This is a genomic window from Kitasatospora sp. NPDC029312 (assembly GCF_055569215.1).
Genome location: NZ_JBVHXY010000002.1, coordinates 86710 through 98772 on the forward strand (window position 1 = coordinate 86710; position 12063 = coordinate 98772).

The 12063-nt window shown below is 72.6% G+C and carries 10 protein-coding genes; 6 read left to right on the forward strand and 4 right to left on the reverse strand.

The window, feature by feature from the left end; genetic code table 11:
* Positions 1–279 precede the first annotated feature (279 nt).
* A complete protein-coding gene (locus ACZ4WV_RS01920) occupies positions 280–1368 on the reverse strand; it encodes a TOMM precursor leader peptide-binding protein (RefSeq protein WP_465741792.1) in 1089 nt (362 codons plus the stop codon).
* Positions 1369–1779: 411 nt separating this feature from the next.
* Between ACZ4WV_RS01920 and ACZ4WV_RS01925 the strand changes: the two genes are divergently transcribed.
* Positions 1780–2355 (forward strand): M48 metallopeptidase family protein, encoded by a 576-nt coding sequence (locus ACZ4WV_RS01925; RefSeq protein WP_465741793.1) that lies wholly within the window; start codon positions 1780–1782, stop codon positions 2353–2355.
* 100 nt (positions 2356–2455) lie between these two features.
* On the opposite strand, the gene ACZ4WV_RS01930 is transcribed toward ACZ4WV_RS01925, so the two are convergent.
* Both ACZ4WV_RS01930 and ACZ4WV_RS01935 read right to left on the reverse strand, forming a co-directional pair.
* A complete protein-coding gene (locus ACZ4WV_RS01930) occupies positions 2456–3043 on the reverse strand; it encodes an NUDIX hydrolase (RefSeq protein ID WP_465741795.1) in 588 nt (195 codons plus the stop codon).
* Entirely contained in the window at positions 3040–4605 is a 1566-nt protein-coding gene (locus tag ACZ4WV_RS01935; protein WP_465741797.1) for a zinc-dependent metalloprotease, read from the reverse strand. The genes ACZ4WV_RS01930 and ACZ4WV_RS01935 overlap by 4 nt, the downstream gene beginning before the upstream one ends.
* Before the next feature lie 200 nt (positions 4606–4805).
* Between ACZ4WV_RS01935 and ACZ4WV_RS01940 the strand changes: the two genes are divergently transcribed.
* The 4 genes from ACZ4WV_RS01940 to ACZ4WV_RS01955 all read left to right on the forward strand — a co-directional run bounded on the left by ACZ4WV_RS01940 (position 4806) and on the right by ACZ4WV_RS01955 (position 8184).
* Entirely contained in the window at positions 4806–5954 is a 1149-nt protein-coding gene (locus ACZ4WV_RS01940; RefSeq protein ID WP_465741799.1) for an NAD-dependent epimerase/dehydratase family protein, read from the forward strand.
* 178 nt (positions 5955–6132) lie between these two features.
* The gene (locus tag ACZ4WV_RS01945; RefSeq protein ID WP_465741801.1) at positions 6133–6573 is read left to right on the forward strand and encodes a molybdenum cofactor biosynthesis protein MoaE; all 441 of its coding nucleotides are present in this window, start codon (positions 6133–6135) and stop codon (positions 6571–6573) included.
* 282 nt (positions 6574–6855) lie between these two features.
* Positions 6856–7029, forward strand: a complete 174-nt coding sequence (locus ACZ4WV_RS01950) for a hypothetical protein (RefSeq protein WP_465741803.1) — start codon at positions 6856–6858, stop codon at positions 7027–7029.
* Between the two features lie 42 nt (positions 7030–7071).
* The gene (locus tag ACZ4WV_RS01955) at positions 7072–8184 is read left to right on the forward strand and encodes a YlbL family protein (protein ID WP_465741805.1); all 1113 of its coding nucleotides are present in this window, start codon (positions 7072–7074) and stop codon (positions 8182–8184) included.
* 59 nt (positions 8185–8243) lie between these two features.
* Here ACZ4WV_RS01955 and ACZ4WV_RS01960 read toward each other — a convergent pair whose 3' ends face one another.
* Positions 8244–8810, reverse strand: a complete 567-nt coding sequence (locus ACZ4WV_RS01960; protein ID WP_465741807.1) for a PPA1309 family protein — start codon at positions 8808–8810, stop codon at positions 8244–8246.
* A gap of 254 nt (positions 8811–9064) precedes the next feature.
* Between ACZ4WV_RS01960 and ACZ4WV_RS01965 the strand changes: the two genes are divergently transcribed.
* Positions 9065–12025 carry a UPF0182 family membrane protein gene (locus ACZ4WV_RS01965; RefSeq protein WP_465742160.1) on the forward strand — a complete coding sequence of 987 codons (2961 nt, stop codon included), beginning with the start codon at positions 9065–9067 and terminating at the stop codon, positions 12023–12025.
* Positions 12026–12063 lie beyond the last annotated feature (38 nt).

The window sequence follows — 12063 nt, forward strand, 5'->3', positions numbered from 1 at the left end:
CCCTACCACCCCCCCCACCCCCCCCCCCCCCCCCCCCCCCCCCCCCCCCCCCCCCCCGCCCCCCCCCCGGGCCATCGGCTCACCTGGCCATCGGCTCACCTGGCCATCGGCTCACCTGGCCATCGGCTCACCTGGCCATCGGCTCACCTGGGCCGCCCGGGTGGCCCGCCTTCGCCCCGGGCGCAGGGCGGGCGGCTGCTGAGCCCCGCAGCCGCCGGGCCTGTTCCCGGCACGCTTCCGTTCCTCCTCCCTCCTTCCTCCTCCTGGCTCGATGTCGCCTCAGCCCGGCGGCTGCGGTTGCCACAGGCAGCCGCAGTCCGGGTGTCCGCGCAGCCGCAGGCGGCGCGGCATGCCCTCGCTCGCCGACACCTCGCACCAGCCGTCGACGCTCGGGGGCCGGCCGCCGTCCAGGAACACCTGGGCATGCAGGGCCGCCAGTCCGGCGACGGTCGTCGCCAAGGCCGTGTCACAGGCCGGGGTGCGAGGCCGGCCGGGCCCGTTGTTCGCCAGCTGCGCCAGGACCCGTGGCCAGGCGGCGTCCTCGTCCTCCCGCCGCAGCACCAGGCAGTGCCCGCACGCCGAGCGGCCCGGGATGACCAGCGGCCCGACGATGCCGAACTCCTCGACCACACCGACGTACAGGTGCGGCACTCCGGCCCGCAGCAGCAGCTTGGCCTCGTACGTCCCGCCCGCGAACGCGGCGCTGCCGTCCCGCGGTGCGAGGACCACGAAGTCCGGCGGCGGGTCGTCGGACTTCCGCCGGGGCAAGGGCACCAGTGGACGGCCCGCGGCCCGCTGCACGGCCTCCCGCGCGGCCGTGGAGCGCAGCCGTCCGATGTCCGCGGGCGGCAGGCCCGCCGGGGAGCAGTCGCCGGGCTTGACCCGCCCGCCGTCGGCCACCGTAACCGTGCCGGTGCCGGCCGCGGCGAGGACGGCCGCCACGGCGGCGCCGACCCGGCCCGCGCCGCGCACCTCGATGCGGGTCTCGGACCGGCGGCTCAGGACCGCCGGTGCGGCGCCCGGGCCGGAGTGGACCAGGGACAGCGAGGCGAGGTCGGGCCCGAGGAGGTCTCGGTGGGGCTGGGGGAAGCGGGACAGCGCGCGCTCGGTCGCCTCCGCGTCGTCCAGCAGCCCGGTTTCCTCCAGTTCGGTCAGCAGGGTGTCGGTGGGGCCGCGGCCGAGTCCGATCCGTTCTCCGGCCTCCAGGAGTTCGGGCCGGTCGCGCGTCCCGTCGACCAGCCCGAGGAACGTGCAGAGGGTCTTGTCGGCGTTGTCGAGCACGCCCGCGTAGCGGGTGACGGTGCCGAACTGCAGGGTGTCGGAGTCCCGCCAGCTGCGGGACAGAGCGGGCTTCAGAGCGAGGCGCACGACGATCTCCCTTCCGATCGTTTCCGGACGGCTGACCGCAGCATGCCCCATCGCGCCGACTGCGTGCTGAAAGTTATCCACAGGGCCGGGCGCATGATCACATGATCTGTTCGCGGACCCTGTGGATAACTGGTCCGCCCCTCGAAGGCCGGTTTCCGGACACCCTCCGTCGGCCTTTCGTTCGCGATCGCTCCACGAAAGATTTCGGCCATGGCAGCGGACTTCTGTCAGTGGTACCGGGTAACGTCGTGTGCCATGGCAGCCGAGCGGGACTCCCGTCCACCGGCGTCGCGTCGGCGTGCCCGTGCAGCGTCCGGGTCCCAGACGGCGGCGCCGAGCACACGCGGGCGCCCGGATGAGACGCAGCATGAGAAACCGCAGGCCAGGCCGCAGCATCCGCCCACCGGGGCGGTGCCGCCGGAGCCGCACGACCGTAGTCGGGTCGAGGTGCGGCGCAGCGCCCGCCGCAGCCGTACCGTCTCGGCCTACCGCGAGGGCGATCGCACCGTGGTGCTGATCCCGGCCCGGATGTCGCACGCCGAGGAGCAGCGCTGGGTCGCGCAGATGCTGGAGAAGCTCGCCGCCCAGGAGCGCCGGCGGATCCTCGGGGACGACGCGCTGATGGCTCGCGCGCGCGAACTGTCGGCCGCCTACCTGGACGGTCGGGCCCAGCCCGTGCAGGTCCGCTGGGTGACCAACCAGAATTCGCGCTGGGGGTCGTGCACGCCCAGTGAGAGGACGATCCGGCTGTCCCACCGGCTGCAGGGGATGCCGGAGTACGTGCTGGACTACGTGCTGCTGCACGAGCTCGCGCACCTGCTGGTGCCGGACCACGGGCCGGCGTTCTGGGCGCTGCTGGAGGCCTACCCGCGGACGGAGCGGGCGCGCGGCTATCTCGAGGGCGTGGTCTCGGCCGCTCGGCTGCCGCACATCCCGGGTGCGCGGCACGGCGCCCCGGACGAGGATCCGGCGGCTTCCTGCGGTTGAGGCTGAGCTTCAGGTCTGAGGGCGGCGGGAGCAAGGGGGAGAGGCGTCGAAAAAGGGGGCGTGGGCCGTGTCGGCCCGCGCCCCCTTTACGTGTCGCACCTCAGCCGGTCAGCCGCCTCGCCCGGGCGACCAGGTCGCGCACCGAGTGGTCGGTGAGCTCCGGCAGCCGGTCGTAGTCGAACCAGCGCAGGTCCAGCGACTCCTCGCTGATCAGCGCCTGCGCTCCGGCGGGGGCCAGCGCGATGTACTGGACGTCCAGGTGGGTGTTCTCCGGCCGGTCCTTGCCGGCGCAGCGGACCAGGTGGCGGTCCAGCTTGGCCGGCACGGGGGTGCCGTTCTCGCGCAGCAGGGTGAGGTCGGGGATGCCGGACTCCTCGACGGCCTCGCGGAGCGCGGCGGAGGCGAGGTCGGCGTCGTGGGGCTCGCAGTGCCCGCCCATCTGCAGCCACATGCCGACCTTGGGGTGCAGGGTGAGCAGCACCCGCCCGGCGACCGGGTCGACGACCGCCGCGCTCGCCGTGATGTGGGCGGGCAGGCAAGAGCGGTACAGGCCCTCGGGCTGGTCGGCCAGGTGGGCGAGGTAGTCGATGCGCAGCTGTTCCTGGCCCTCGTCGGCGGGCCGCCAGTCGGTCAGGGTGCGGACCGCGTCCGCGTGCAGGGTGGACGCGGACGTGCCGGTGGCGGTCATGCGGTGGGCTCGCCCTTCCCGTCGGCGCCGCCCTCATCAGTGTTCGGCTGGTCAGCGTTCGGCGGGTCGGTGTCCGGCTGCTCGGTCTTGGGCTGGTCGCCCTTGGTCAGGTCGGGCTTGCCGGCCGCGGCCTCGCCCAGCAGCTTGTCGAAGGCGTCGAAGTCGATCCCGCCTTCCAGGTCGTCGCCGCCGCCGCGGTGCACGAAGGCGTCCGGGTCGTCCAGGTCGGCGGCGGTGGGCAGCATGTCGGGGTGCTCCCAGAGGGCGTCGCGGCCCTCGATGCCGCGGGCGTCGGCGAGCAGTGCCCACAGCCGGGCGGCGTCGCGCAGGCGGCGGGGGCGCAGTTCCAGGCCGACGAGGGTGGCGAAGGTCTGCTCGGCGGGTCCGCCGGCGGCGCGGCGGCGGCGGACGGTCTCGCGCAGCGCGCCGGCCTGCGGCAGGTGGGGTTCGGCGGCGGCGTGGACGACGGCGTCGACCCAGCCCTCGACGAGGGCGAGCGCGGTCTCCAGGCGGGCGAGCGCGGCCTTCTGCTCGGGAGTGTCCTCGGGCTGGAGCAGGCCGTCGGCGAGGGCCTCCTGGAGGGCTTCGGGGTTGCTCGGGTCGAGCTGGCCGACGAGTTCCTCCATGCGGGAGGTGTCGACCTTGATGCCGCGCGCGTAGGCCTCGACGGCGCCGAGCAGGTGGGCGCGCAGCCACGGGACGTGGGCGAAGAGCCGCTGGTGGGCGGCTTCGCGCAGGGCGAGGTAGAGCCGGACCTCCTCGGCGGGCACGCTGAGGCCCTCGCCGAACTCGGCGACGTTCTGCGGCAGCAGGGCGGCCTTGCCGGCCGGGGCGAGCGGCAGGCCGACGTCGGTGGAGCCGACGACCTCGGCGGCGAGCGCGCCGAGCGCCTGGCCGATCTGGGTGCCGAACATGGCGCCGCCCATGGAGCGCATCATGCCCATGAGCGGGCCGGCCATGGCCTGCATCTCCTCGGGCAGGACGCCGCCCATGGCGTTGCCGACGCGTTCGGCGACGGGGTCGACGAGGTCCTTCCAGACCGGGAGGGTGGCCTCGATCCATTCGGCGCGGCTCCAGGCGACGGCAGTGCCGGCGCCGGAGGGGAATTCGGTGACGCCGTCGAGCCACAGGTCGGCGAGGCGGACGGACTCGGCGACGGCGGCGCGTTCGGCGGCGCTGACCGAGCGGTCCTTGCTCTTGCCCTCGGCGGGTTCGGCGACGACGGTCTGCCGGGCGATGTTGGTGGCGAGCTCCCAGTTCACCGGGCCGCCCTCGAAGGAGAGCATCTGGCCGAGCTGCTGGAACGCGGCCCCGAGGTCGCCGGGGTTGAGGCCGCCGAACATCGCGGCGAAGGGGTTGTCGGCTCCGGCGCCGCCCGGGGCGCCGGGCATGCCGAAGATCGCGCCGAAGGGGTTGCCGGCCCCGAAGCCGGGGGGCTGCGGGCCGCTGTCGCCGGAGCCGGCCGGGCCCTGGTCCTTCTTCTTCTGCGCGTCGTCGGGCTTGGCCTTGCCGTCCTCGGGCTCCTCGGGCGGAACGCCGAATCCGAAGGGAAGGTCGCTCACGGGGTCCTCGATCCGGTCGGCCGTCATACGGGTGGGGCGGGAAGTGCTGCCCGCCCGGGGCTCCGCTGGAGCGGCGGACTCGTCAGCGGCTCCCGCGCGGTCGGCCCGTGCCGGGTGCACCGCGGGGCCTTCGCCTCGGGCAGGATGGACGTACGTGACACACGTCCGTACGCACATAAGCTAACCGTGGAGGATGGCCGGTGAGTTCCCCGCCTTCGGACGTTCGCTCTGGGCTGACCGGAGGAGAGGACGCGTCGGACACCACGGCGTCGCCGCCTCCAGCCTACGGCGGGCGGCCGCTGACCGTGGCCGTCACCGGTGCCGCGGGGGTGTTGGGCGAGCGGGTCGCCGCCCGGCTGGTGGCCTCCCCGCACGTGCGCAAGGTGCTGGGGGTGGACGACCGGCGCGGTGACGTGCCGGGCGTGCAGTGGCGGGTGCTGGACGTGCGGGACCCGGCGGTGGCCGAGCGGCTGGCCGGCGTGGACGTGGTGGTGCACCTGGCGATGGACTTCGGCATGGAGTCCGATCCGCGGGCCCGCAGCGCCTACAACGTGCGCGGCGCGCAGACGGTGCTGACCGCCTCCGCGGCGGCCGGGGTGCACCGGGTGGTGCTGTGCACCTCCGCGATGGTCTACGGGGCGCTGGCCGACAACGAGGTGCCGCTGGCGGAGGACTCCGAGCTGCGCGCGACCGAGGAGGCGTCGCTGGTCGGGGACCTGCTGGAGATCGAGCGGCTGGCCCGGCGGGCGCCGCGGGCCCACCCGGGGCTGCAGGTGACGGTGCTGCGCCCGGCCGTGGTGGTGGGCCCCGGTGTGGACACCGTGCTGACCCGGCACTTCGAGGCGCCGAGGCTGCTGGTGGTGGCCGGTTCCCGCCCGTGCTGGCAGTTCTGCCACGTGGACGACCTGGCGGCAGCGCTGGAATACGCGGCGCTGGGCCTGGTCGAGGGCGAGGTGACGGTCGGCTGTGACGGCTGGCTGGAGCAGGAGGACGTGGAGCGGCTGTCGGGGATCCGGCGGATGGAGCTGCCGGCGGCGCTGGCGTTGGGGACGGCGGCGCGGCTGCACCGGCTGGGCCTGACCCCGGCTCCGGCGGGGGACCTGGCGTACACGATGTACCCGTGGGTGGTGTCGGGCAGCCGGCTGCACGAGGCGGGGTGGCGGCCGGAGTACTCCAACGAGCAGGTGCTGACGGAGCTGCTGGCCCAGGTGTCGGGGAAGCACGCGGTGGCCGGGCGGCGGCTGGGCGGCAAGGAGGCCGCGACCAGCCTGGGGGCGGCCGGGGCGACGGTGGCGCTGGTCGGTACGGCGGCGCTGGTGCGCCGGGCCCGCAAGCGGCGCAGGTTCTGAGGCGGCGCGCGTCGGCGGCGGCGCGGTGACCGCCGGGACGGCGCGGTGACCGCCCGGACGGCGAGGCTGTCCGACCATGAAAGCCGGCCGACAGCAGGAATGTCACGATGCGAAATTCCCACATCGTGATGTGGAAACCCCTTGCCCCATTCCCGTCCGGATGGGGAATCATGGGGTCATGTCCGAGAACCACGACGCCATCCGCCTGCTCGCGATCCGTGACACCCCGCTCTCGTTGGACGAGGTCTACGAGGCGGTCGGCGACGACGCGGCCGGCGGCACCACCGTCTTCGTCGGGACGGTCCGTGACCACGACGGCGGCAAGTCGGTCACCGCGCTGGAGTACAGCTGCCACCCCTCCGCCGAGCAGGAGATGCGCCGGATCGCCGAGAAGGTCGTCGCCGACTTCCCGGTCAGGGCGCTCGCCGCGGTGCACCGGGTGGGCCGGTTGGAGATCACCGACAAGGCCGTGATCGTTGCCGTCTCCTGCGCGCACCGCGGCGAGGCCTTCGCGGCGGCCCGCAGGCTGATCGACGACCTCAAGCACGAGGTGCCGATCTGGAAGCACCAGGTCTTCGCCGACGGCCAGGAGGAGTGGGTCGGCGCCGACGGCTGCTGACCTCCCCGTCGGTCCGCAGCGGATGACCTCCCCGTCGGTCCGCAGCGGATGACCACCCCCGTCGAGACGGCGGAACCGGCCGCACACGCACCGCGTCCCTCGGGTCAGGCGCGCCGTCGCCTCACCCGAACGGGTCCGGACCGGTGCGCCGGATACTCCTTGGAAGTGAGCCGATCGGCCGTCCCGTAACCCGGACGGCGCCGGTCGCGTTGTCCGCCGGGGTGGTTAATCTGCTCATAGACACGACGAGCTGGGAGTACTGATATGGGTGCGCTCGCCTGGTTGATCATTCCGGTTGTCGCCGTCCTGGCCGCCGCCGTCTGGGCCGGCTGGGCCCAGCGGGCCCCGCGGGCCACGGGGGATCCCGCCTCGCTCGCCGAGCACCGGCGCTTCATGGCCGCGATGGAACGCACCACCGCGGGCACCGCCGCCCCCGGCGAGCGCTCGGGCCAGTAGCCCGGCGGGCGTCGCGTCACCCGCGTCCCGTACTGTCGAGGCATGCCACGCCGCTCCGCGACGATGCTCGCTGCCACCCTGCTGCTCATAGCGCTGCTCTGCGTCTCGGTGCTGATGAAGGTGCCGTACACGGAGATGAGCCCGGGGCCGACGTACAACACGCTCGGCGACCAGGGCGGCAAGCCGGTGATCACGATCACCGGGCACGACTCGTACCGCGCGAGCGGACACCTCAACATGACCACCGTCCAGGTCACCGGGGCCAAGTACGAGCCCAGCCTGGTCAACGCGGTGGTCGGCTGGCTGCGCGACGACGTGCTGGTGGTGCCGCACGACAACGTCTACCCCAAGGGGCAGTCGGACGCCGACGCCAAGAAGCAGAACGCCGAGGAGTTCGCCTCCTCCGAGGACAGCGCCCGCACCGCCGCGCTCAAGCAGCTGAACATCCCGGTCGGCAGCGAGCTGATCGTCAAGTCGGTCACCGCCGGCGCCCCCGCCGAGGGCCGGCTGCACGCGGGCGACCAGATCGTCGCCGTCGACGGCACCGCCGTCTCCTCCGTCGACCAGGTGGTCGCCGCCGTCACCAAGCACAAGCCCGGCGAGTCGGTGGTCTTCACCGTGGTGCCGCGGGCCAAGGACGCCTCCGGTGACGGCACCGCCACCCCGGGGAGCCGGACCGACGTCACCGTCCCGACCGTGCGGGCCAAGGACCTCGACCCGAAGGCCCCGGCCGAGCGCGCCGACCTCGCCGTCGTCGGCATCGGCACCGGGATCCGGCACACCTACCCGTTCCAGATCGACATCGGCCTCCAGGACGTCGGCGGCCCCAGCGCCGGGCTGATGTTCTCGCTCGGCATCATCGACAAGCTCACCCCCGGCGGCGACCTCACCGGCGGCAAGTTCGTCGCCGGCACCGGCACCATCGACGACGACGGCAAGGTCGGCCCGATCGGCGGGATATCGATGAAGCTGATCGCCGCCCGGGACGCCGGGGCCCAGTACTTCTTCACCCCGTCCTCGAACTGCGCCGAGGCGGACAAGAACGTCCCGTCCGGGCTGACCCTGATCAAGACGGACACGCTGGACGGCGCGCTGAAGTCGCTGGAGCAGATCCGCTCCGGTCAGACCTCCGCGCTGCCGTCCTGCCCGAGGTAGCCCGGACGGCTACACGACGGCCGCGACGCCGGACGGCGGCCAGGCGACCGCCGCGGCGGCTACGAGAAGGTCGCCAGCAGCGCGTCGGTCAGGCCGGGCACCAGGTCCGGGCCGGTCAGCACCTCGCGGGCGGTGTCCTTGGAACGCAGCCGCAGGGCGATCTCCTTCTTGCCGTCGCGCAGCACCGCGGCGGTGATCCGCACCTCCTCGCGCTTGGGGTGGTTGGCCACCCACTCGGCGAGCTGGGCATCGCTGGCGCCCCGCGGGCGGGACTGATCGGCGCCCGGCGGCAGCATCAGCCGCTCGACGACCAGGGCGCAGCCGGCCACCGAGTCGGGCCAGGCGATGGTGCCGAGGAACTTGTCGAGTGCGGTGCCGGCCGGGATCTCGTCCTGCTCGACCGGGGTGAGGCCGGCCTCGTCTGCGAGGCCGAGCTGCTCGGCGATCCTCGGGTCGGCCCTGCGCAGGGCGGTGCTGTCCACCAGGGCGAAGAGCCGGGCCGGGAGGTCCCAGCCGAGGGTGGCGGCGTACTCGTCGATCTCCAGCGCGGCCCGGGTGAGGGGGGTGGCGGCCGGGAGCTTGGAGACGTCGTCGGGGGAGTTGTTCAGATCAGACGCGTCGGACATGACTCAATCCTCACACGTCGGGCGGGCGGCGCCCGCCGGGCGGGCCGGGTGCGGTCGGCGGCGGCGCCGGGGCGGGGGAGGGCCGGTACCGGAGGCAGGGGGCGTCGGGTGGGGGGAAAAGGTGACGGGAGTGTCGGGGACCGGCGTCGTAACCGTCTGCTAACGGTGGGAACTCGGCCGAAGCCTGGTTAAGTTGCTCTGACGACCGACTGATTCCCAGACGACACAGCTGAGGTGCCACCGTGGTATTCCAGATGCCGGAACGCTCAGGGCCGGGTTTCCGGCGAAGGGTGGGCCCGCCCTCCCGGCGGGCGCGGGTCGCCCTGCTGACCCTGGGCGTGCTCGCGGTGCTGTTCCTGCTGTTCGTCATGTTCGCCGGATTCTGGACGGACTGGCTGTGGTTCAGGTCGGTGCGCTACTCCTCGGTGTTCACCACCCAACTGTGGACGAAGATCGGGTTGTTCGGGGTCTTCGGCCTGTTGATGGCGGTGGTCGTCGGCTTCAACGTCTGGCTGGCGCACCGGCTGCGGCCGCCGCTGTCGGCGATGTCGGTGGAGCAGCAGAGCCTGGACCGCTACCGGGCGGGGCTGGCGCCGTTCAAGCGCTGGGCGCTGGTCGGTGTGTCGCTGGTGATCGGCCTGGTGGCGGGCGCGGCGGCGTCGGGCCAGTGGCGGACGTGGCTGATGTGGACGAACGCGACGTCCTTCGGTGAGAAGGACGCCCAGTTCGGCATGGACGTCTCGTTCTACGCCTTCGACCTGCCGTTCTACGAGTTCGTGCTGGGCTTCGCGTTCAGTGCGGTGATCGTCTCGCTGCTGACCTCGGCGCTGGTGCACTACCTGTACGGGGGGCTGCGGCTGCAGGGCCCGGGCCGACGGGCGAGCGCGGGCGCGCAGGGGCACCTGGCGGTGCTGCTGGGCGTGTTCGTGCTGCTGAAGGCGGTGGCGTACTGGTTGGACCGGTACGCGCTGGCGGTGAAGACCGGTTCGTACAAGGGCGTTTCGGGCTGGACGGGGCTGCGCTACGTGGACGCGAACGCGTTCCTGCCGGCCAAGACCATCCTGTTCTTCGTCGCGATCATCTGCGCGGTGCTGTTCTTCCTGACGCCGATCCGCCGCACCTGGGCGCCGGCCCTGATCGGGCTGGGGCTGATGGTGCTGTCGGCGGTGCTGATCGGCGGGCTGTACCCGGCGATCGTGCAGCAGTTCCAGGTCAAGCCGAACGAGCAGGCCAAGGAGACGCCGTACATCCAGAAGAACATCGACGCCACGCGCCGGGCGTACGGGATCGCGGACGCGCAGACGACGCAGTACAGCCCCCAGGGTTCGACGAACGCGGACGCGCTCAAGCCGGACGCGCAGACCGTCTCGGACATCCGGCTGCTCGACCCGAACATCGTCTCGCCGACGTTCCAGTCGCTGGAGCAGCAGCGCAACTACTATGCGTTCCCGAGCACGCTGGACGTGGACCGCTACGGCGCGGGCGCGGGCAAGCAGGACAGTGTGGTCGGCCTGCGCGAGCTGGACCTGAACGGGGTGCAGCGCAACTGGATCAACGACCACTTCAAGTACACCCACGGCTACGGCGCGGTGGTCGCCAAGGGCAACCAGGTCGACGACCGGGGCCAGCCGGTGTTCACCGAGTCCGGTCTGCCGGCCACCGGCTCGCTGGGCGACTACGAGCAGCGGATCTACTACGGCGAGAAGACGACGACGTACTCGATCGTCGGCGGCTCGAACAAGGAGATCGACTACACCGATCCCAAGACGGGCCAGAACGCGGAGTACACGTACACGGGCGACAGCGGGGTGTCGCTGAGCAACCCGCTCACCCGGGCCGCGTACGCGGTGCGCTTCGCGGAGCCGCAGATCCTGTACGCGGGGGCGATCAGCGACGGCGCCAAGGTGATCTACAACCGGACGCCGAAGGAGCGGGTGGAGAAGGTCGCGCCGTGGCTGTCGATCGACGCGGACCCGTACCCGGTGGTGCAGGACGGCCGGGTGGTGTGGGTGCTGGACGGCTACACCACGTCGGACGGCTTCCCGTTCTCGTCGAAGACGACGCTGGGCGCGGCGACCAAGGACTCGCTGACGAACCAGCGCGGTGAGCTGCTGACCGTCGCCAACCAGGTCAACTACATCCGCAACTCGGTCAAGGCCACGGTGGACGCCTACACCGGCGAGGTGAAGCTCTACCAGTGGGACGAGAAGGACCCGGTGCTGAAGACCTGGATGAAGGCCTTCCCGGGCACGGTCGAGCCGAAGGCGGACATCCCGCAGTCGCTGCTGCCCCACCTGCGCTACCCGCAGGACATGTTCAAGGTGCAGCGCGACCTGCTGGGCCAGTACCACGTGACCGACGCCAACTCCTTCTTCAACGGCAGTGACATCTGGCAGGTCCCGGTGGACCCGACCAGCGACACCAAGCAGGTCCAGCCGCCGTACTACGTGACGGTGCGGATGCCGGACACCAGCGCCGCGAGCTTCTCGCTGACCAGCACGTTCGTGCCGAACCAGCGGCCGAACCTGGCGGCGTTCATGGCGGTGGACGCGGATCCGGGTGAGGACTACGGCAAGATCCGCATCCTGAAGATGACGGGGGAGAGCGGGGCGCCCGGCCCGGGCCTGGTGCAGTCGAAGTTCAACTCCCGCCAGGAGGTGGCTTCGCAGATCACGCTGCTGAAGAGCGGCGGGGACTCGGAGCTGGAGTACGGCAACCTGCTGACCCTGCCGGTCGGTGGCGGCCTGCTGAACGTCGAGCCGGTGTACGTGCGGGGGCGCGGCGCCAAGTACCCGACGCTGCAGAAGGTCCTGGCGGTGTACGGGGACGACAACGTGGCGTTCGAGAACACCCTGGAGGATGCGCTGAAGAAGGTGTTCGCGGGGGCGGCCCCGGCGACGACGCCGACCGTGCCGTCGAACCCGGGCAGCGGGACGACGCCGACGCCCTCGCCCACCGGGCCCGCCACCCCGGCGCCCGGCGGGACGATCTCGCCGGAGCTGCAGAAGGCGCTCTCGGACGCGGAGAAGGCCTACAACGACAGCCAGACGGCGTTCAAGAACGGCGACTGGGTGGCGTACGGCAACGCCCAGAAGGCGCTCGGCGACGCCCTCAAGGCGGCCGAGGCGGCCCGCGGGACGGGTGCGGTGCCGGCTCCGACGCCGACCCCGTCGACGGCGCCCACGGCGTCGGGCTCGCCGAGTCCCCACCCGTAGTCCCCGCTGAGCTGCGATAACCGTTTTCGGTTCCACCC